This window comes from Rahnella sp. ChDrAdgB13 (assembly GCF_017655185.1).
In the GTDB taxonomy this organism is placed as follows: domain Bacteria; phylum Pseudomonadota; class Gammaproteobacteria; order Enterobacterales; family Enterobacteriaceae; genus Rahnella; species Rahnella contaminans.
In genome coordinates this window covers 49,857-69,998 of the sequence record NZ_JAEMGT010000079.1, presented here as the reverse complement: position 1 = coordinate 69,998, position 20,142 = coordinate 49,857, and the positions used below count along the sequence as shown (strand labels likewise).

Genomic DNA, 20,142 nt, shown 5'->3' with positions numbered 1-20,142 from the left:
TCACGCTGGCGGCGATTTTTCTGTGTACGACTAATCAACGACAAACAATTTAGCCCCGACGGGGGTTGAGGAACGGTGCGCTTCCGCGTTATCCGCCACCTGATAACTCATGCCCGGTGAGAGGGTAAAGGTGCGGCCATCTTCCAGGCGCGTGTGCAATTCCCCTTCCAGGCAAAACAGCACATGCCCTTTACTGCACCAGTGATCGGCCTCGTATCCTGCGGAATATTCGACGACCCGCACGCGGATATCGCCAAATTTTTGCGTACGCCACAGCGCCATACCAGTGTCGCCCGGATGTTGTGTCGGCGTTACGTCGCTCCAGTCAGTCGTGCAAAAAGGGATCGCATCAAGCTTCATGAGTTTCTCAATGTCGGAAAAGGAAGGAAAGCCAGCATAAAAGTGAGCGGTAAATTTATCAATCGCTTGCTGAAAACAATTCGAAAGCCCTTTCGCCGCAAAGTTAAGTAAAGGCGATTGTTCTTAGAGACAGGCGGTAGCCCGCGGATGGCAAGGCCTGCGCGCAAGCCGCTAAAAAGCCCGAACCTCATGTGTTGCATGAGATGTCTGTGAGACAGAGTTCACGTTTTATCGACTATGCTTATTGGCAGTGAGATGAAACAAGCGTTAAGAAGCAGGCCAAAGGCAGTAAATCGAACGCACCTCAATTCCAACGCGCTGATGACATTATCCGGCGCGCCACAAAACAAGGAGCAACAGATGCCATATCAGACGATAAATCCTTTTAATAACAAGCTCATCAAAGAATATCAGACGCACAACGACAAGCAGGTTGAACAAGCCTTGTCCACCGCGCATACCCTTTATAAATCCGACTGGGCACAGGGAGATATCAAACAGCGGATCAAAGTGCTGCATAAATTGTCCGAGCTGATGGCTTCCCGTGTCGATGAACTGGCAGAAGTGGTCAGTGTAGAGATGGGCAAACTCATTGGTCAGAGCCGTGGCGAAGTGCAGATTTGCGCCGATATTGCGAAATTCTATGCGGAAAACGCCGAGGAATTTCTCAAACCTGTGCCGTATAAATCTGACCTCGGCGAAGCCTGGGTCGAGCATCATCCGATTGGCGTAATCATGGCGGTCGAGCCGTGGAATTTCCCGTTCTACCAGCTGATGCGTGTGCTTGCGCCGAATCTCGCGTCCGGTAACAGCGTGCTGGTAAAACACGCCAGCATCGTGCCGCATTGCGCAGAAACCTTTGAGAAGCTGGTTTCTGAAGCCGGTGCGCCAAAAGGTGCCTATACCAATCTGTTTATTTCTCAGGATCAGGTCGCATCGATCATTGATGACGATCGCGTTCAGGGCGTCGCACTGACCGGTTCGGAAAAAGCCGGGGCGATTGTGGCGGCGCGCGCAGCCGGAAAACTGAAAAAATCCACGCTCGAACTGGGCGGGAATGACGTCTTCGCGGTACTGGATGATGCCGATATTGATCACGCCGCCAAAGCCGGTGCTCAGGCGCGTGTTTCCAACGCCGGGCAGGTTTGTACTGCCGCCAAGCGCTTTATCATTCATGAAAAAGTGGCCGATGAATTCCTGAAAAAATTCACTGAACACTTCAAGGCACTGAAAATCGGCGATCCGCTGGATAAATCGACCACGCTGGGGCCATTGTCTTCAGCCGATGCGGTGAAAACGCTGAGCAAGCAGGTAGACGATGCCGTGAAGCACGGTGCAAAACTGCATTTCGGCGGTAAGAAAGTGACGGGGAATCCGGGCAACTTCTTCGAGCCAACGATCCTCACACACATCACGCGTGATAATCCGGCTTACTTCGAGGAGTTTTTCGGCCCGGTTGCGCAGGTTTATATCGTCAAAAACGACGAGGAACTGGTGAAACTGGCCAACGACTCGCACTACGGCCTGGGCGGTTCGGTATTCACGACCGATCTCAATCGCGCCCGTAAGCTGGCGAGCCAGATCGAAACCGGAATGGTATATGTTAACTCACCAACGGATACCGCCGCCGAGCTGCCATTCGGGGGGGTAAAACGCTCCGGTTTTGGCCGCGAGCTGTCAGATCTGGGGATCAAAGAGTTTGTGAACCAAAAACTGGTGGTGCTTGCCGCCAAATCTTAATACCCGTTTGCACCGCCCCGTAACACTTCCCTCTCCGCCCGGAGAGGGAAATTCCCTCCCTCCGCCAGTCTTTTGTGATCCCTTGATTAATGACAAAGCGGCATACCCGCCAGCCTCTCTATAATCAGGCCCGTTTGTCTTCCCACTGGTAAATCACATGGCGTATGAACTCAATCTGGACTGGCCGGAATTTTTAGAAAAATACTGGCAGAAACAACCTGTTGTATTAAAAAAAGCATTTACAAACTTTGTCGATCCGATCACTCCCGATGAATTAGCCGGCCTTGCGATGGAACCTGAAGTGGACAGCCGTCTGGTGAGCCATAAAAATGGTGAATGGCAGGCGAGCAACGGTCCTTTTGAGCATTTCGACGGGCTGGGTGAAACCGGCTGGTCGTTGCTGGCACAGGCGGTGAACCACTGGCATCTGCCTGCGGCTGAACTGGTTCGTCCGTTCCGCGTGCTGCCAGACTGGCGCCTGGATGACCTGATGATCTCCTATTCCGTGCCCGGCGGTGGCGTTGGCCCGCATATCGATCAGTACGATGTGTTTATCATTCAGGGAATGGGCAGCCGTCGCTGGCGCGTGGGCGATGCTTTGCCGATGCGTCAGTTCTGCCCGCATCCGGCGTTGCTGCATGTCGATCCGTTTACGCCGATCATCGATGAAGATCTCGAGCAGGGCGACATTCTGTACATTCCGCCGGGCTTCCCGCACGACGGCTTCACCCATGAAACCGCCCTCAACTATTCCGTCGGTTTCCGTGGCCCGAATACCCGCGACTTTATCAGCAGCTTTGCCGATTACTCGCTGGAAAATGATTTAGGTGGCGACCACTACAGCGACCCGGATTTAACGCTGCGCGATCATGTGGGCAAAGTAGAAGAATACGAGCTGGATCGCGTGCGCAATATGATGCATGACCTGATCAATCAGCCGGAAGCGTTCAGACAATGGTTCGGACGTTTTGCAACCACACCGCGCCATGAGCTGGACATCGCCCCCGCCGAACCGCCATATGAAACGCACGAAATCGTGGATGCGCTGATGCAGGGCGACAGCCTGACCCGTCTGAGCGGTCTGCGTGTGCTGAACGTCGGCGACCGTTTCTTCGTCAACAGTGAAGCGCTGGAAACCGAGCAATATCAGGCAGCGGATGCACTTTGCCGTTTCACGCTGATCGGTAAAAAAGAGCTGGGCGATGCCGTTCAGGATCCGGCGTTCATGGCCGTGTTCACCGATCTGGTGAATCAGGGTTACTGGTATTTCGACGAGTAATATTTTTTGCTGCCCGGTTATGACAAAAGGCGGCATCCGGTGGATGCCGCCTTTTTAGTTTTAAGACCGCTCCGAATCAGGGCTTATACAATTCGACCGGCGGCTTCATTTTCCGCTCTTCCGGCACAAACAGATCAATCTCTTCGCCCAGAATATATTTGGCGCGCAGCATCGCTGAAATCTTATCCATCGTCATGACGATAGCCACCAGAATCAGCGTGATAAACATCACCACATCCCAGTTCCACAACCGCATATTTTCCGCATAAACCAGACCGATACCGCCCGCGCCCACAAAACCGAGAACGGCAGCAGAACGGGTGTTGGACTCAATCTGATACAGCGACAGCGCCAGGAACGTCGGGAAAGACTGCGTGAAAATACCAAAACGGTGCGTCTGTAGCGGAGATGCGCCCAGCGCACGCAGGCCGCGGCTGGGTGAACGTTCCACTGCTTCGTGGCCTTCAGCGTAAAGCTTGCCGAGTAAGCCTAAATCCTGCATCACAATTGCCAGCACGCCGGCCAGCGGCCCCATGCCAACAGCGCGGACAAATATCAGCCCCCAGATCGCCATATCCAGACCGCGAAGTACGTCCAGAATGCGGCGGATCACCAGTGAAACCGGCCGGAGAACCGGCGTGGACATCACATTTCGCGCCGCAAGAAAAGACAGCGGCAGTGCGAGGAAAGAGGCGGTGACCGTCCCGGCAAACACAATCGCCAGCGTGATCGCAATCTGCGAGAAGTAGTACATAAACGGCCATTCGGAAACGTTATGCCACACGAACATGCGCAGGAAATAACGCCCGACTTCGCGGGTGCCGCGCACTACTTCGCTCCAAGGAATACCGAAATAGCTGAAGAAATAGATGTAATACAACACAATCACGACAGCCAGAATTGCCAGATAACGCAGGTAACGACGCTGCGCGGAAAACAGATGTGCGTGCTGCTGTTTCAGGCCAGCAATGACATGAGGTTCAAGCGCGTCAGTTAACATCAGAAAGTGCCCTCCACCACGCGTTTGCGTAATTTACCCGACAGATAATCCATCCCGGAAACCACCAGAATAATCAGCAGCAACGTCATGCTGACCTGGTCATAGCGGTCAAGCTTGATGGACGTCATCAGTTCCTGACCAATCCCGCCCGCGCCCACCAGGCCGAGGATGGTCGACTGGCGGAAGTTAATTTCCAGACGCATAAAGCTGTAGGACAAAAAGATAGGTTTAACCTGTGGCCACATGGCAAAACGCATGCGCTGCAAGCGCCCTGCTCCGCAGGCTCTCAGGCCGCGCACCGGTTTGTCCGACGCGGTTTCGATAGATTCGTAGAACAATTTTGTCAGGCTGCCGACGGTGTGTAAGGTCAGCGCGATAAAGCCCGGAATAGCCCCGACGCCAAAGGCCATTACGCACATCACGGCCCAGGCCAGTTCAGGCATAGTTCGCAGGAAAGCCACAAACGTGCGGATACTGAATTTCACCCATTTTGGGGAATCTGTATTGCTGGCGGCAAGAAACGCCAGTACAACGGCCAGCGCGGTAGACAAAATCGTTGAAGACAATGCCAGCTGAATAGTTTCCCAAATCAGCGGTAACTGGATATTGAGACGGTATCCCCAGTAAGCCAGAGAACCTTCGGTGTGTCCGTCTGCGAATAATAATGACCAGTGCAGAACCGGAACCGTCTGACCGATGTAATCAAAAAAGCTGGGAGCTGAAACAATAATAGTTTTCAGATTAAGTTCGGAAACATTGCCAGACCATAAATATAACAGCAGCATCAGCCCTGACCAGATCAGCGCCTCGCGCTTTTGCTTACCGCGTATATTCTGGTAGTAACGATTGAAGTCTTTATTCAAAATAATATTTCCGGTTTACATGGAGATTTTTTATTCCTCCCCCGTGAAAGGGGAGGAAGTCAGGGTATTAACGGCCACCCTTCGTCAATTCACGCTTCATATCAATAATCTGCTGATATTCAGCCAGAGACGTTTCGCCGATATGTTGTTTACCGCCAACGGCCTTCACGAAGCAGGCGTGATCGTCTTTATCCAGTTTCTTAATGGCTGAAACCAGTTTCGCTTTAAATGCCGGTGGCAAATCGCTGCGAACCAGAATCGGGCCGTTAGGAATTAACGGGGATTCCCAGATAATGCGGATTTTCTTCATCAGATCCGGATGGTCCATGCGGATCATGCGGTTGAACGCGCCGGAGGTATAGCCGGTTTCGCGATCGCCAATCATGGAAGCCCAGGTTACCGCGCCTTCAAACTGCCCGTTCAGCACGCCGAGGATATCCTGCTCGTGGCCGCCGGAGAAGGTCACGCTGGAGAAGAAGTTGTTGTATTTGTTATCCGTCGTACCGCCAAACTCTTTCTTGAAAGTCTGGTTCGGAATGAGGTAACCGGACGTGGAATCCGGATCAGCAAAGCCAAATGATTTGCCTTTCAGGTCAGACAGTTTCTGGTACGGGCTGTCCGCTTTTACGACAACAACGGAGTGATAACCGCGGGATTTGTCGGTGTCATCGATTACGATACCGACCAGATCTACCGCTTTCGGGTTATTAATATACACAGACGCGAAAGAAGAAGGCGACATGCTTAATACCATGTCGACTTTCTTGCCTAATAATCCCTGAATAACACCCGAGTAATCGGATGAATTCCGCAGTTTGGTATCCACATTTAATTCTTTATCGAAGAAATCTTTTACACACTGATTATCGCCGATTTGCTGAGTGGCGTTCTGACCACCCAGGATACCTAAGTTCAATTCTTTAGGCGCATCTTCTGCCATGCTGTGCATTGCGGTAAGGGAACCTGCAACAAAGACCGCCAGACGTAATAACTTCTTCATTTAATGATGACCTTGTGTAGATTGAGAGAAAGTGAAAATAAGTACGGCTAAAATTTATTTCCGAAATAAAATACGGAATTTATTTATTAAAACATTCGTTACAACGCGTGAGCATCAGGAATTAACGTCGTGTTCTTCGCCATATAACTGCTGCAAGATCCCGTCGGTTAACTGATCCGGATGACCATCAAAGATAATCTGCCCTTTCGCAATGCCGATCACGCGGGTGCAGTAATCTTTTACCAGTTCTACGGAATGCAGGTTAACCATCACCGCGATGTTCTCTTCGCTGACCTTTTTCAGGGCGTTCATGATACGCAGGGTATTTTTAGGATCCAGCGAGGCAACCGGTTCATCGGCCAGTAAAATTTTCGGGTTTTGCATCAGGGCGCGACAAATAGCGACACGCTGCATCTGACCCCCTGAGAGGTTTTCAGCACGTTGCAGCGCATGCGGCAACATGTGCAACCATTCCAGCAGGGAAATCGCGCGGGCGCGGTCTTCGTCATCGAACTGATTAAAGAAGGATTTAAACGTGGAGGTGTGACTCAGACGCCCCAGCAACACGTTGGTTAACACGTCCAGACGCGGAACCAGGCAGAAATCCTGAAAAATCATGCCGCAGCCCGAACGCCAGCGACGCAGCGCTTTGCCGGTCAGACCCGCCAGTTCCTGCTGCTCACCGTTTTCGTAATGACACACCACACTGCCGTCGGTTAACGGGATCGTGCCGTTAAGCACGTGCAGCAGAGTCGATTTCCCCGCACCGGAACGGCCAATGACCGCAACAAATTCACCGGCGTGAAGATCGAAATTGATGTCATTAAGAACACGCTGACCTGATTTATAGGATTTCACCAGGCCTTTCACGTCCAGCACTTTGTTCAGATGTTGCTGCCCGGCCTGAGGATATTCAGCCTGTGCCAGCTTAAGTTGAGCTTGCGCCATGATGCTGTCTCTCGGTTGCTTTCGTTATCTGGCGTTCATTAAGCGCGAGTTTTGTGACACATCAATGACGATTTAGTGGACAGCATATGACAAAAATGTAGCAACTTAAGAGAAATCCCTCGGTAATTATCCTGAATGATCTGTAGCCTGTTATGTGGCATTTAAGTCTATGATTGCAGAACCTACGTCAAAAAAAGGAAGATGAAATGGATAATCAGTCACTCATCACCACGCTGAAAGAAATCGCCGGAAGCCGCCATGTCCTGACCGGCGACAGCAATACCGAGCGCTACCGCAAGGGGTTTCGCTCCGGCGGCGGCAAGGCGCTGGCGGTGGTATTCCCGCAGACATTGCTTCAACAATGGCAACTGCTTAAAGCCTGCATCGCGGCCGACAAAATTGTCATCATGCAGGCCGCCAATACGGGGCTGACCGAAGGTTCGACGCCGAGCGGCGACGATTATGACCGCGACATCGTCATTTTCAGCACCCTGAAACTCGATCAGATCCAGCTGCTCGACGGCGGCCATCAGGTGATCGGTTTCCCCGGCAGCACGTTGTATAAGCTCGAAAAAATTCTCAAGCCGTATAACCGCGAGCCGCATTCGGTCATCGGTTCATCCTGCATTGGTGCCTCCGTCATCGGCGGGATATGCAACAACTCCGGCGGTTCACTGGTGAAACGTGGTCCGGCTTATACGGAAATGGCGTTGTATGCGCAGATTGATGCGCAGGGAGAACTCCGGCTGATAAACCATCTGGGGATCAATCTGGGTGAGACGCCGGAAGAGATTCTGACACGGCTGGAAAAAGGCGATTATCTCGAAGCTGATATTCTGCACGATCAGCGGCTGGCTTCGGACCATGATTACGCGGCGCGTGTCCGCGAAGTGGATGCCGATACGCCATCACGCTTTAACGCCGATGAGCGCCGTTTGTTTGAAGCCTCGGGCTGTGCCGGGAAGCTGGCGGTTTTCGCCGTCCGTCTCGATACTTTCCCGGCCGAAACCCAGCAGCAGGTTTTCTATATCGGCACTAATGACACAGCGGTTCTCACTGAGTTACGTCGTCAGATCCTGAGAGATTTTGCGAATCTTCCGGTGGCTGGCGAATACATGCACCGGGATATTTTCGATATCACCGAAGTGTACGGTAAAGATACGTTCCTGATGATCGACAAGCTCGGCACAGACAAAATGCCGGATATGTTTACCGCCAAAGGGAAGTTTGACGCACACGCCAGCAAGGTGCCTTTCCTGCCGAAACATTTCAGCGATCGCGTAATGCAGTGCCTGAGTAAAGCGCTGCCGAATCATTTACCGCCCCGCATGAAGCAATATCGTGACCGGTTTGAGCATCACTTATTGCTGAAAATGTCCGGCCCCGGAATTGATGAAGCCAGAACGTTTCTGACCCGTTTCTTCAGCGAAAATCAGGGTGATTTCTTTATCTGTTCCGCCGACGAAGGCAAAAAGGCGTTTCTGCACCGCTTCGCTGCGGCGGGTGCCGCCGTTCGTTATCACGCTGTGCATGAGAAAGAAGTGGAAGACATTCTGGCGCTGGATATCGCACTGCGCCGCAACGATCGCGACTGGTTTGAAACGTTGCCGGAGGATATTGATAACCAGCTGGTGGCAAAACTCTATTACGGCCATTTTATGTGCCACGTTTTCCATCAGGATTACATTGTCAAAAAAGGGGCGAACAGTAAGGCGCTGAAACACCGCATGCTCGAGTTGCTGGATGCCAAAGGTGCCGAATATCCGGCGGAACACAATGTCGGACATCTGTATATTGCAAAACCGCATCTGAAGGAATTTTACCGGCAGGCTGACCCGACCAACAGTTTTAACCCGGGGATCGGCAAAACCAGTAAGCTGAAAAACTGGCAGGAATAACGCGGTGAAGTGCTTCTGACCAACCCTCCCCTTTTCAGGGGAGGGATACTACGTCACTCCGACCTCATCTCATTGGTTAGAACAATTTCGTTCCATAACCCCACATCAGCACGGTCAGTGCGAGTAACAACTCAAGAACCAGAACCCCCATCGCCAGCGTCAAACTGGAGAACAGGAACCCCTCGCGGTGGTCAATGTTGAGGAAGTTTGGAATACCGAGGTACAGCAGATATCCGCTGTAGCAAAGGCCAATCAGCCCGACAAACAGGCATAACCAGACCATCGGATAAAGCGCAACGATCCCGCTGAGGAACATCGGCGTGGCAACGTAACCGGCAAACACAATACAACTGTTGAGTGTCGGGCGGCTGTCATAACGACGCGCCATCCAGTAGATAATTCGCCCCATCAAAGCAACAGCGGCGAGCATCAGAACATAGAAGATTACAGCGATGTAGGACGCGGTGAACATGGAAACCATCAGCTTCTGGCCGTCACCGAAGTTCCAGCCCAGCTGCGTTGTCCCGATAAAGGAACAGACAACCGGAATCAGCGCCATCAGAAAAACATGGTGGGAATAAACATGTGAAACGGTTTCCCGTTCACGCTGGATTTGCTGCAATTCGGGACCCGGATGAGATAACAGTCCCCAGACATGATTACCCATGAAACACCCCCTTGTGCGCCGAAAGCCGCCAGCGGCGTACGATGATAAACCTTCGGGAATGCCCGTTTGATAAAGGTCACAAGGGCAACAAGAAGGTGGCAGCCTGTTTATATTATAGCCGTTATTAAGCGGTTTGCTGGCGGCACACCCCCCCTGTCGCAGAGGATGTTGACGCCGGAGAAAGGAATTTCCCTGAAGGTCAGTGGATATAGCTGGCAGCGGTAAACACCACACCAGCCAGTGCTACCATCATGCCCATGATCCGATGGGTCTGTTTTGTAATATAGATGTGGAAAATATCCTTGGTCACGTAATTCGACTGAATAACCGCCAGCTGCGACTCCATGGAATCAAATCGGGCATCCATTTTATCGAAACGCAGATCCATTTTGTCAAAGCGCTGGTCGACTTTCTCAAAGCGTTCATCTACCAGGTCAAATTTCTTATCAATGAGAACAAAATGATCGTCAATTCGCACCAGATGCTCGTTGATACTGACCAGATGTTTATCGATGCGAACAATACTTTCCTCCGTTTTCCCCACGCGAACACCGATATCTGTCACAGCATCGGTGAGCGTGACCATCAGGTGTTCGAGTTTTCCCACACGGAGATTGGTGTCCGTAACGACCCTTGTAAGCTGAACAACGTGCTGTTCAACCTTTACCACCCGCAAATTGAGGCCTGCGATTTCCTCACCGGTTTTGATTCCCTGCTTTTCGATACTGTTAATCTGGCTTTGCATTAACGCTTCCATAATCCATTCTCCCTTAAAGTCTTCCGGCACCGTCAGGGCACCGGGAAGATAGAGCATCGGGTTGGCTGGCCAGCAATCTGGCATCCTGAGCAGAAACATGATGTGTTGTCCCTCGATTGAGCTAATCCTTGTTCAGGCATCCTTAATCTGCGGGCAGTCTGCACTGTATAAATAAACACCTCAAATCAATTTTTTTCTCGTTCAGGGCGTGATTATTGATGAATCTATGCCTTAGGGAATTGCATTGATAAAATGAATAAATACCAAATAAAAGAGCCGCTTACGCGGCTCCGTTACAGGGACTCCTGATAATACGCTCAGGTTTTTTTACGGTGCAGGGTTATGCAATGCCGCCGCGCCGTCCTGCGTTTTTCTAGCCTTCGCCACATCGTCTTTACTGACCGCTGGCGCCTGATTTCCCCACGCGTTGCGGATGTAAGTACTGACATCGGCCATTTGCTGATCCGTCATTTTCCAGCCAAACTCCGGCATATCCGCGCTGGTCGGATTGCTGAGCGTCGCGGCACCCTGCGCACCGTTCATCAGCACATGCAGAATATTCGTCGGCTGGCTGGCCTGAACGCCGTTGTTGCCTTTCAGCGCGGGCACCATATTGCGCACACCTTCACCGGAATTCTGATGGCAGGCCGCACAGTTATCGGCATACAGCGCTTTGCCATTTGCCATGGCTGAATTTGCTGCCAGCGGCGCAGACACCTCTTTGCTGCCCGGTAAGCTTTTCAGGTAAACCGCAATGGCATGAAGATCGGAGTCCGACAGGTGTTGCAGCGAATTTGTCACCGCTTCCGCCATCGGGCCGGAGGCCACGGTACGGGCGTTCGCGCCAGTTTTCAGGTACTGAACAATTTCATCGTTGCTCCAGTCGCCAAGCCCCTGACGGACATTCCCGGTGATTTCCGGCGCAAACCAGCCCTGAAGTTCTCCGCCCTGCAAATGCACCCCAAAGTTATCGCCCCCCAGCGGATTTTTCGCCGTATGACACGATGTGCAGTGCCCCAGCCCTTCCACCAGATACGCGCCGCGGTTCCATTCTGCTGACTGTGCCGGGTCGGCCTTAAACGGGGCGGTATCCAGGAACAACAGGTTCCAGCCAAACATCATCAGGCGGATGTTATACGGGAACGGCAGATCGGTTTTCGGGCCATCGTAATGCACGGCTGGCACGGTATTGAGGTACGCTTTGATGTCTTTCAGATCCTGATCGCTGACCTTGGCATAGACGTTATATGGCATCGCCGGATAGAGGTTTTCCCCGTTGATCCCTTTGCCGTTACGCACCGCATTAATGAACTGCTGATCGGTCCAGCCGCCGATACCGGTTTCTTTATCAGGCGTGATATTGGTGGCGTAAATCGTGCCAAACGGCGTGTTCAGACCATAGCCTCCGGCAAACGGCTTGCCACCGCCCGGCGCGGTATGACAGGCCACACAATCCCCCGCCAGCGCCAGATATTTACCGCGTTCGATGGCCGTTTTACCGGTCATCGCCGCCGCTGCGGGTGCCTGAAATTCGCCGGACTGGCTGGCGTTGTATCCCATTTTTACACCGACAAACCCCAGCCCGCCGATGACGACCACACCGGCAATCACTGCTAACGTTTTTTTCATTCTCATGCTTAAACCCTCACCAGCGGACCAGGGGATTTCAGATATTGGGTTTTAATCGCTTCTGCCGCCCATAAAGTCAGCGCGCCCACCGTGCCGGTGGGGTTATAACCGCCGTTATTGGCAAACGCCGATGCGCCACACACAAAGACGTTATGTACATCCCAGCTTTGCAGATAGCGGTTCACCGCACTGGTTTTCGGGTTGTCGCCCATGCAGGCGCCGCCCGTGGTGTGGGAAGAAAGGTTATCCATTGGCGAGAACGGTTTAGCCGTCGGTTCCTGACGCACAACGGTTTTTGCCCCCATCGCATGCGCGATTTCAACCGAGCGGTCAGCCATGAATTTCGCTGAGCGTTTGTCGTTTTCGATCCAGTCGAACGTCACGCGCAGCAGCGGCTGACCGTGGCGGTCTTTGTATTCCGGATCAAGATCGAGGAACACGTCGCGGTGCGGATAGCTGTTGCCCATACAATAAATATTGTTGTAGTTCTGGTAGCTGTGTTTGACGGCTTTTTTCCAGTCTGCGCCCCAGCGCGGTGTGCCCGGCGGTACGTTGTTGGAATAGCCGATCGGGCGTCCGTTAGTGGAATGCACCAGCGCAACGCCGCCGCCGATAAAGTCATGGCCGGTGTGATCGAAGTTATCGCCGTTGAAATCATCAATGGCCTGTGAAAGCGCACCTGCGCCGATGAACGGATTCATCATTTCGTCTTCGAAGAAGAAACCTGCGCCGGAAATAGTCTGGTACGCATAGTTACGCCCGACCACGCCTTCACCGGTTTTATGGTCGTAAGGCTGGCCGATGCCGGAAAGGAGCATCAGGCGGACGTTATCCATCTGGTAGGCAGAAATCACCACGATATCCGCCGGTTGCTCCCACACCACGCCGTCGCTGCCAATGAAGGTCACGCCGGTGGCAGTTTTGCCGTCCGGTGCTTTGTTGACGCGCAAGACTTCGGATTCGGTGATCACCGTAAAATTAGGGCGCTGCATCACCGCAGGCAAGATGCAGGCATTCGGGCTACTCTTCGACCAGTTGCCGCAGCCGAAGAATTCGCAGTAACCACAGTATGTGCACGGCGCCATGTTGACGCCCAGCGGGTTGGTGTACGCACCGGACGTGTTGCCCGCAGGGACCGCAAACGGGTGATAGCCCATCTCGCGCGTGGCTTTGTCGAAAATCATCGACAGCTGGGTGCGCTTGAGCGGCGGCAGCGGATAATCCCGGCTGCGCGGGCCTTCGAAGACGTTGCCGCCTTCAATTTTTTCGCCTTTGATGTTACCGGCTTTCCCGGATGTCCCGGCGTAACGTTCAAATTTATCGTAGAACGGTTCGACGTCGTCAAATGTCACGCCCCAATCCTGAACCTGCATTCCTTCCAGGAATTTGTTTTTACCGTAGCGTTCAACCGTCTGGCTGTAGCTCTGGAAATCATACGGCAGGAAGCGCCAGGTCATGCCGTTCCAGTGCGTGCCCGCCCCGCCGACGTTCATCCCGAACTGGTAAGTATTAAACTCACGCAGCGGCAGCGCCTGCTGGATCGGGTTATTACGGAAGGTCAGGGTTTCTACCGCCGTGGGCTGCATAATCGCGCGACGGCTAACGAAGCGCAGTTCGTCGGTATCAATGGTGGTCGGGAAATCATTGCTGGTATCGCGCCATGAACCACGTTCAATGGCGACCACATTCAGGCCAGCCAGCGTCAGTTCATTGGCCATCAGCGAACCCGCCCAGCCGAGGCCGACAATCACTGCGTCGACCTTCTCTCTTTTATTGCTCATACGACATGTACTCCTGAAAATATCTCAATAATCAAAGCCCGTGCGTTGCCGGTTTTTATGATTTTTCGTATTGGGTCAGCATGCTGACGGGCTCGATATGCAGATCTTCACCACGGCGGTCGATGACATCGCGGAAGTCATACCGCGCGCCCGGGAAGCCAATCATTTTCCAGCCGGCCATGTCTTTATTGCCGCCATAAAGCGGGTCGGAGAAGAAGCCTTCGCGCATGTTCTGCACCAGCATATTGAAGAACAGCTGGCCGTTGACGCCGGTCAGCGGGATCTCGCCGGATTCCACGCGGCGCAGTAAATCGTCCTGTTGCTCGCCGGTCAGTTCGGTAAAGTTTTTACCCGCATTACGCGCTTTCGCCACGCTGTTCAGCGCGGCCAGCCCCAGCCTGTAGCGTTCGGCAGGGGTATCTTTGTATTGCGGCCCGGCCTGCGGTAAACCGTCCTGAATCACCGGCCCGAGGCGGTAAGTCGTGACCGCGTTGCCATAATCGCCGCTCAGCTGACGGTCAAGAAATACCGCACAGCCCGCCTCTTTCCCGCCAATGCTCAGCTCATCAGCCGGAATAATCCGGTCAGCCAGCGTTTCAATCAGGCTGACTTCATCAGCGGTGAAGAACGTCCATTCCCCGGCAACCACCGGTTTTGGCGGACGAACCGAATGGATAATCCACGGCATGCCGCCGGAGAAAATTTTGGCTTTAACCTTTAAGGCGGTACTGAATAACAGCACCGCCATCGAGGTCAGAAAGTGTCTGCGTTTCACGATAATTCTCCTGTTTACGCACATTGAAAGGGGACTTACCCACATCAGATATGGGTTTATATTTGTGACGGAGATTATACGAAGATGTTAGATGAAAGTAAGATATTTCGAACCAAAAGGTACATATTTTATATATTTAAAATCAATGAGTTAATTATTCTGCATTGAGTTAGTACACTAATTAACAAATTTTTACAGGCAAAAAAGCCTCCACGGGAAGATAGAAACTCGCTAACGTAGCGTCATCACACTTTCCGGAGACGTCCATGCGCATCACTTGTTTACACACGGCAGACAGCAACATCGCGGTTTTTGAAAATGCAGCTCAGGAGCTGGGACTGAATAACCATACATTCCGCCATATTTCACGCCCGGATTTACTGTCGGCCGCAGAACACGCTGGCGGGCTGACGCCGGAAATTCTTGAAGAAACCGCACAGGTATTGCTCGCGCTGAGTCAGGACAGCGATCGCGTTTTACTCACCTGCTCAACGCTGGGCGCAGCCGCTGCGGCCGCCGCTGAAAGTACGCAGGTGCCGGTTTTGCGCGTTGATCAGGCGCTGGCCGAAGCCGCGATGAAAACCGCCGGAAAAGTGGTGGTGTTATGTGCGGTGGAAACCACGCTCGGCCCGACCAGGAAGCTGTTTGAGCAGACAGAAAAACACCCCGAGGCCGCGCTGGAAATGCGTCTGGTAGCCGGAGCCTGGGACAAGTTTAAGCAGGGAGATCTGGCGGGATATTTGCAGACTGTCGCCGCAGCGGCCGACGCAGCCTATATAGCTGGCGCAGCCGCAGTGGTGCTGGCTCAGGCATCGATGACCGGCGCGGCGCAGTTCACGCAAAGGGGCAAACCGCTCACCAGCCCGGAATGCGGCCTGAGAGCGGTCGTCGCGGTTTAAGACTGGCGGAAAAGCGCAAATGGCAGGATTGGCTATACTGAAAGTGGAATAATCATTGGCTTAGCCAACTTAGCTGATGACGACAAAAGGGTGTGATAAGGAGAAAACATGAAAATTATTCTGTGGATCATCGCCATCATCTTTATCGTTGGCTTACTGACCCTGACAGGGGTGTTTAAACTGATTTTCTAAAAATCGTCAGTCTGCGTATAAAACAAAAGTCCGGCACCTGCGCCGGACTTTTTAGTTTGAACAATCTTAATACCCTAAATAATTCGTGTCGCAGGAAGGCGGCAAGTAAAGGTTACCCGGATCACGGCCAATACACCTGCGACATGAGGGTTAACGGGTATTTAATCGTCAGCTTCTTCTATCGATGGCTGAGATTTCTGCTGCTCTTTCTGCTTACGGTAGTTCTTGGCAATCTGCGGAACAGGCACGGTTTTTCCGGTTTCCATCCAGGTGCGCAGACGGTTCGCATCCGCAAAGGCGGTAAATTTCCCGAACGCGTCCATCACCACCAGCGTGACCGGTTTGCCGTTGATGGTAGTGCGCATCGCCAGACAATGACCGGCAACGTCGGTATAACCGGTTTTGGTCAGCTGAATGCTCCACGACGGGTTCATGATCAGATGGTTAGTATTACGAAACGGCAGTGCGTAGGCCGGATGGCTGAACACCGCAGTTTTCTCAGCCGTGGTACTGAGCTGGCCGACCAGCGGATAGCGCTGCGAAGCCAGCAGCAATCGCGTTAAATCGCGCGCCGTGGAAACGTTTCGCGGCGAAAGCCCGGTCGGCTCCACGTAATGGGTATGGGTCATGCCGAGGGATTTCGCTTTGGCATTCATCGCATTGATAAACGCCGAATACCCCCCCGGATAATGCGCCGCCAGGCTGGCCGCCGCACGGTTTTCGGAAGACATCAGCGCCAGCTGAATCATCTGGCGGCGGGTAATTTCACTGTTGAGTTTTACGCGGGAAAACACACCACGCATTTCAGGCGTATTGCTGATATCAACGTTGATCACTTCATCCAGCGGCAGATTCGCATCCAGCGTCACCATCGCGGTCATCAGTTTGGTCAGGGAGGCAATCGGCCTCACTTCATCCGGATTTCGGGAATAAATCACTTCGTGGCTTTTAAGATCCACCACCATGGCGCTGCCTGAAGCAATTTGAACAATGGGAGCGACGGCCTGCTCATGTTTTGCAGCGAAGGCGGCAGGTGCAGACAACATGCCTGTATTTAAGGCTAATAAGCTCAGAACCAGAAGACGGATTTTCACATGCATTGCTCTGTATTTAAGAAAGTTGTCATGAAGTTATGTCGGAACAGCGGCGGGAATTATAAGTGACAGGAATAGTCTTAGCACTCGCAATTTTCAAATCTATTTGTCACAAAGTCTGTCACAACCACCCGCAGACCGTGCAATGGCGAGTTAGTGAACACTTGCGTAAGATTGAAGGGAGTTCAGACGACAACGGGCAGGGTTTTAGCTCCCTGCCAGTTTTTATTATTGATTATCCGGCAATTACTGATGGTCGATTAAATAACCGATTTCCTGCCCGTAGGAAAGTTCGAGCGTATTTCCATCCGGATCATCGAGAAAAGCCCAATAGCCGACAGGCGCGCCGGAATCTGTCGGTTCCTGACGCAAAACGCCCGCATCACGCGCTTCGGCAAGTTTGGTGTCCATCGCTTCTTTCGAGGCACAGGCAATACCGAGATGCCCGAACGGGCCGAGTTGAGTGTCGGTAGAATGCGGATCTTCTGCCAGGACCAGGGCAAAGTGGCGGGTCATGTCGCTGAGCCAGGCAACAGGCCGGACGGGGGTGCCTTTTTCGCCGCGCCGGTGGATGACTTTCATTCCGGCAAATTGCTGATAGAAAGCGATACTGGCGTCGAGATCTTTAACGGCAAAAGCTATGTGACTCAGGCCGATGTCTTTATTGTCCATGATACTACTCCATTTTTAAGCGTTGCCGCGTGGAGAAGTCATGGAATTCAGTCACCGGTTAATGCGTCCGGCAATTTCCTTCGACGTCTTCAGCACGCGCACTTCAGTAAATAACTCTGTCGCCTCTTCGTACTCTTTACGCAAATAACTCAGCCACTGTTTGATACGCGCTACATGATACAAACCGGTGTCGCCCTGCTTTTCCAGACGGGTATATTTCTGCAACAGCGTCATCACGTCCGCCCACGGCATACGCGGTTCGTTGTACTTCACCACGCGGCTGAGATTGGGAATATTCAGCGCGCCGCGCCCGATCATGACGGCGTCACAGCCGGTGGTTTGCATACAGGCCTGAGCGCTGGCGTAATCCCAGATTTCACCGTTGGCAATCACAGGAATACTCAGCCGCTGACGGATTTCGCCAATCGCCTGCCAGTTAATCCGCTCAGGTTTGTAACCGTCTTCTTTGGTGCGCCCGTGCACGGTGAGTTCTGTCGCGCCCGCCTGTTGTACGGCGTCAGCGATTTCAAAACTGTGCTCCAGAGAATCCCAGCCCAGACGTACTTTTACCGTCACTGGCAAATGCGCTGGCACCGCAGCCCGCATGGCTTTAGCGCCCTGATAAATCAGCTCCGGGTCTTTGAGTAACGTGGCGCCCCCGCCGCTGCCGTTAACCATTTTCGACGGGCAGCCACAGTTGAGATCCACGCCGTAAGAACCCAGTTCAGTGGCACGGGCGGCGTTTTCAGCCAGCCATTCGGGATACTGACCGAGAAGCTGCACACGAACCCGCGTGCCGGAAGGCGTGCGGCTGTCGTGTTCTAATTCCGGACACAGGCGATGGAAGACTTTGACGGGAAGCAGCTGATCCACCACACGCACAAACTCAGTGATGCACAAATCGTAGTCGTTCACTTCGGTGAGAAGTTCACGAACCAGGGGATCAAGCACACCTTCCATCGGAGCCAGTAATACGCGCATCGCAGTTCAACCTTTAAAAATGACGCGCAAGATTACCGCATGGCCCGCCGCCGGGCAATTACCCCTGTGACAAATCGCGGCTCAGGTGTTCCGGCGCACTGCCACTGGCCTGCCGGGCTTTCACCGAACGCAGGGCAATCCACACCGCCAGAAACGCCGGAACAGCAAACAGCAGGAACATCCAGAACGCGGCATTGGCAGCGCCCGCATCGCCCTGATTCACGCCGGAGAAGTTAGCCACCGTTCCGGCCAGCGCGGCACCCAACGCGGAGGCGAAAGACTGCACGACGGTGATCGACGCACCGGCTTTTTCGCGATCTTCCTCCGGTGCCTGTTGCAGGACGCGGGTCAGCAGGTGTGGCCAGCCCAGCCCGATGCCAAAACCGGCCAGCGTCAGCCCGAGCACTACCCCGCTGATATTCAGCCACGGCATTCCGAAAGCCACCGGTACGGTGAACAGCAATAGCAGCAAGCCGGCAGCCAGAATCAGCGGGCCGGAAACAATGGCGTTGTCGGCACGACGCCCCGTCCAGCCCGAGCTGGCGACTTCACTTAACGTCCAGCCCGCGGCGGCGGCGGCAGTAATATATCCGGCAGCCAGCGGTGTCTGGCCGTGCAAATGTTGCAGCAGATAAGGCACAAACAGCTCGCAGCCCAGGCCGATAATCAGCAACGACATCACCAGATACAGGCCATAAAGCGGCGATGAACGGCGCAGCGCGTTACGCGGCAACAGCCTGACATTGGCGGTAAACTCCCGGTGACGCAGGTTAAGGATCATCACCACCGCAATCACAAAACCGAGCAGATTAATCAGCCCGTGCGAAGACAGGCTGCCCGCCGAAACCACCAGCACCGCGCCGGTCAGCAGCGCCAGTTGCATCAGCGGCAACGGTTCTTCCGGTTGTTTCTCCCGCTGAGATTTAGGCAGGATCCGCCAGACCCACAAGCCAAATAATGACGTGACCGGCAGAAGCAGACCAAATGCCCAGCGCCACGCGTGCAGCTCTGCAAAAATGCCGCCGACCGCCGGGCCGACCAGCGTCGCAATCCCCCACATCGCGGAGATCAGCGCCATCGCGCGGGGCCAGAGAGATTCTTTAAACAGAAGATTAATCATCGCGTAAGAAAGCGCGAACAGGAAACCGCCACCCAGCCCCTGCAAGGCGCGCCCGACAAGCAGCACCGGCATACTCGGCGCAACGGTACAAAGCGCAGCACCGGCGATGAAAATACCGGTCGCCATAAGATAACTGCCGCGCGGTCCGGCGGTTCGCATCAGCCGGGCAGAAAGCGCCGAGCCGAGAATCGAGCAGACGACGTAAAGCGTGGTGTTCCATGCGTACCACGCCAGCCCGCCGATATCCTGCACTACGGATGGCAAAATCGTAATCACGATGTAGCTGTTGGTGGCGTATAGCGCGACGCCGGCGCTCAGGGTGATGGCGCTTCCCCGGTTTTCCGCACTGAATAAATCCTTCCAGCCGCTCTGACTTTCCGACATTTCTCTTCGTCCCTTTGGTTTATGTTTTCCGCACATTGAAGCGCGTTGTGATTATGGTATGATTAAAACAAGAATTTACTTGGAATATGTTTTACCTAATCTA

General features: G+C 53.4%; 18 protein-coding genes. 4 read left to right on the top strand and 14 right to left on the bottom strand.

Annotated features, from left to right (window positions below; genetic code table 11):
- Positions 1-30 precede the first annotated feature (30 nt).
- On the bottom strand, positions 31-360 hold the full coding sequence (locus tag J8X26_RS19185) for a DHCW motif cupin fold protein (protein ID WP_165059534.1): 330 nt from the start codon (positions 358-360) through the stop codon (positions 31-33).
- A gap of 360 nt (positions 361-720) precedes the next feature.
- On the opposite strand from J8X26_RS19185, the gene J8X26_RS19180 reads away from it, so the two are divergent.
- Both J8X26_RS19180 and J8X26_RS19175 read left to right on the top strand, forming a co-directional pair.
- On the top strand, positions 721-2,100 hold the full coding sequence (locus tag J8X26_RS19180) for an NAD-dependent succinate-semialdehyde dehydrogenase (RefSeq protein ID WP_208951632.1): 1,380 nt from the start codon (positions 721-723) through the stop codon (positions 2,098-2,100).
- Positions 2,101-2,257: 157 nt separating this feature from the next.
- The gene (locus J8X26_RS19175) at positions 2,258-3,379 is read left to right on the top strand and encodes a cupin domain-containing protein (RefSeq protein ID WP_208951631.1); all 1,122 of its coding nucleotides are present in this window, start codon (positions 2,258-2,260) and stop codon (positions 3,377-3,379) included.
- Between the two features lie 76 nt (positions 3,380-3,455).
- Here J8X26_RS19175 and phnE (J8X26_RS19170) read toward each other — a convergent pair whose 3' ends face one another.
- From phnE (J8X26_RS19170) to phnC, 4 genes are all read right to left on the bottom strand, one after another.
- On the bottom strand, positions 3,456-4,379 hold the full coding sequence (gene phnE, locus J8X26_RS19170; protein WP_208951630.1) for a phosphonate ABC transporter, permease protein PhnE: 924 nt from the start codon (positions 4,377-4,379) through the stop codon (positions 3,456-3,458).
- A complete protein-coding gene (gene phnE / locus J8X26_RS19165; RefSeq protein ID WP_152325506.1) occupies positions 4,379-5,242 on the bottom strand; it encodes a phosphonate ABC transporter, permease protein PhnE in 864 nt (287 codons plus the stop codon). Before phnE (J8X26_RS19165) ends, phnE (J8X26_RS19170) begins: the two co-directional genes overlap by 1 nt.
- A 67-nt stretch (positions 5,243-5,309) precedes the next feature.
- Positions 5,310-6,242: a phosphonate ABC transporter substrate-binding protein gene (phnD, locus tag J8X26_RS19160; RefSeq protein ID WP_015698041.1), complete on the bottom strand. Its 933-nt coding sequence runs from the start codon at positions 6,240-6,242 to the stop codon at positions 5,310-5,312.
- Between the two features lie 114 nt (positions 6,243-6,356).
- Entirely contained in the window at positions 6,357-7,190 is an 834-nt protein-coding gene (gene phnC, locus J8X26_RS19155) for a phosphonate ABC transporter ATP-binding protein (protein ID WP_165059528.1), read from the bottom strand.
- Positions 7,191-7,396: 206 nt separating this feature from the next.
- Here phnC and dld point away from each other — a divergent pair, with 206 nt between their 5' ends.
- Positions 7,397-9,088: a D-lactate dehydrogenase gene (gene dld / locus J8X26_RS19150; RefSeq protein ID WP_208951629.1), complete on the top strand. Its 1,692-nt coding sequence runs from the start codon at positions 7,397-7,399 to the stop codon at positions 9,086-9,088.
- A gap of 76 nt (positions 9,089-9,164) precedes the next feature.
- On the opposite strand, the gene J8X26_RS19145 is transcribed toward dld, so the two are convergent.
- The 5 genes from J8X26_RS19145 to J8X26_RS19125 form a co-directional block, all read right to left on the bottom strand.
- Positions 9,165-9,755: a Yip1 family protein gene (locus tag J8X26_RS19145; protein ID WP_208951628.1), complete on the bottom strand. Its 591-nt coding sequence runs from the start codon at positions 9,753-9,755 to the stop codon at positions 9,165-9,167.
- A gap of 199 nt (positions 9,756-9,954) precedes the next feature.
- Positions 9,955-10,611: a hypothetical protein gene (locus J8X26_RS19140; RefSeq protein WP_244370682.1), complete on the bottom strand. Its 657-nt coding sequence runs from the start codon at positions 10,609-10,611 to the stop codon at positions 9,955-9,957.
- Positions 10,612-10,839: 228 nt separating this feature from the next.
- Positions 10,840-12,147 carry a cytochrome c gene (locus tag J8X26_RS19135; protein WP_208951627.1) on the bottom strand — a complete coding sequence of 436 codons (1,308 nt, stop codon included), beginning with the start codon at positions 12,145-12,147 and terminating at the stop codon, positions 10,840-10,842.
- A 2-nt stretch (positions 12,148-12,149) separates the two neighbouring features.
- Complete coding sequence (locus J8X26_RS19130; RefSeq protein WP_152325501.1) at positions 12,150-13,922, bottom strand: GMC family oxidoreductase; 1,773 nt, start codon at positions 13,920-13,922, stop codon at positions 12,150-12,152.
- A gap of 55 nt (positions 13,923-13,977) precedes the next feature.
- The gene (locus J8X26_RS19125) at positions 13,978-14,697 is read right to left on the bottom strand and encodes a gluconate 2-dehydrogenase subunit 3 family protein (protein ID WP_152325500.1); all 720 of its coding nucleotides are present in this window, start codon (positions 14,695-14,697) and stop codon (positions 13,978-13,980) included.
- Positions 14,698-14,963: 266 nt separating this feature from the next.
- Here J8X26_RS19125 and J8X26_RS19120 point away from each other — a divergent pair, with 266 nt between their 5' ends.
- Positions 14,964-15,596, top strand: a complete 633-nt coding sequence (locus tag J8X26_RS19120) for an aspartate/glutamate racemase family protein (protein WP_208951626.1) — start codon at positions 14,964-14,966, stop codon at positions 15,594-15,596.
- A gap of 353 nt (positions 15,597-15,949) precedes the next feature.
- On the opposite strand, the gene pbpG is transcribed toward J8X26_RS19120, so the two are convergent.
- The 4 genes from pbpG to J8X26_RS19100 form a co-directional block, all read right to left on the bottom strand.
- Positions 15,950-16,888: a D-alanyl-D-alanine endopeptidase gene (gene pbpG / locus J8X26_RS19115; RefSeq protein ID WP_208951625.1), complete on the bottom strand. Its 939-nt coding sequence runs from the start codon at positions 16,886-16,888 to the stop codon at positions 15,950-15,952.
- A gap of 240 nt (positions 16,889-17,128) precedes the next feature.
- Positions 17,129-17,554, bottom strand: a complete 426-nt coding sequence (locus J8X26_RS19110) for a VOC family protein (RefSeq protein WP_208951624.1) — start codon at positions 17,552-17,554, stop codon at positions 17,129-17,131.
- Between the two features lie 51 nt (positions 17,555-17,605).
- A complete protein-coding gene (dusC, locus tag J8X26_RS19105) occupies positions 17,606-18,535 on the bottom strand; it encodes a tRNA dihydrouridine(16) synthase DusC (RefSeq protein ID WP_152325496.1) in 930 nt (309 codons plus the stop codon).
- A gap of 58 nt (positions 18,536-18,593) precedes the next feature.
- Positions 18,594-20,039, bottom strand: a complete 1,446-nt coding sequence (locus J8X26_RS19100) for an MFS transporter (RefSeq protein WP_208951623.1) — start codon at positions 20,037-20,039, stop codon at positions 18,594-18,596.
- Between the last annotated feature and the right edge of the window lie 103 nt (positions 20,040-20,142).

Coding starts and splice junctions, on each gene's coding strand:
- J8X26_RS19185 (WP_165059534.1), bottom strand. CDS start 360: ATGAAGCTTGATGCGATCCCTTTTTGCACGACTGACTGGAGCGACGTA.
- J8X26_RS19180 (WP_208951632.1), top strand. CDS start 721: ATGCCATATCAGACGATAAATCCTTTTAATAACAAGCTCATCAAAGAA.
- J8X26_RS19175 (WP_208951631.1), top strand. CDS start 2,258: ATGGCGTATGAACTCAATCTGGACTGGCCGGAATTTTTAGAAAAATAC.
- phnE (WP_208951630.1), bottom strand. CDS start 4,379: ATGTTAACTGACGCGCTTGAACCTCATGTCATTGCTGGCCTGAAACAG.
- phnD (WP_015698041.1), bottom strand. CDS start 6,242: ATGAAGAAGTTATTACGTCTGGCGGTCTTTGTTGCAGGTTCCCTTACC.
- phnC (WP_165059528.1), bottom strand. CDS start 7,190: ATGGCGCAAGCTCAACTTAAGCTGGCACAGGCTGAATATCCTCAGGCC.
- dld (WP_208951629.1), top strand. CDS start 7,397: ATGGATAATCAGTCACTCATCACCACGCTGAAAGAAATCGCCGGAAGC.
- J8X26_RS19145 (WP_208951628.1), bottom strand. CDS start 9,755: ATGGGTAATCATGTCTGGGGACTGTTATCTCATCCGGGTCCCGAATTG.
- J8X26_RS19140 (WP_244370682.1), bottom strand. CDS start 10,611: ATGTTTCTGCTCAGGATGCCAGATTGCTGGCCAGCCAACCCGATGCTC.
- J8X26_RS19135 (WP_208951627.1), bottom strand. CDS start 12,147: ATGAGAATGAAAAAAACGTTAGCAGTGATTGCCGGTGTGGTCGTCATC.
- J8X26_RS19130 (WP_152325501.1), bottom strand. CDS start 13,922: ATGAGCAATAAAAGAGAGAAGGTCGACGCAGTGATTGTCGGCCTCGGC.
- J8X26_RS19120 (WP_208951626.1), top strand. CDS start 14,964: ATGCGCATCACTTGTTTACACACGGCAGACAGCAACATCGCGGTTTTT.
- pbpG (WP_208951625.1), bottom strand. CDS start 16,888: ATGCATGTGAAAATCCGTCTTCTGGTTCTGAGCTTATTAGCCTTAAAT.
- J8X26_RS19110 (WP_208951624.1), bottom strand. CDS start 17,554: ATGGACAATAAAGACATCGGCCTGAGTCACATAGCTTTTGCCGTTAAA.
- dusC (WP_152325496.1), bottom strand. CDS start 18,535: ATGCGCGTATTACTGGCTCCGATGGAAGGTGTGCTTGATCCCCTGGTT.
- J8X26_RS19100 (WP_208951623.1), bottom strand. CDS start 20,039: ATGTCGGAAAGTCAGAGCGGCTGGAAGGATTTATTCAGTGCGGAAAAC.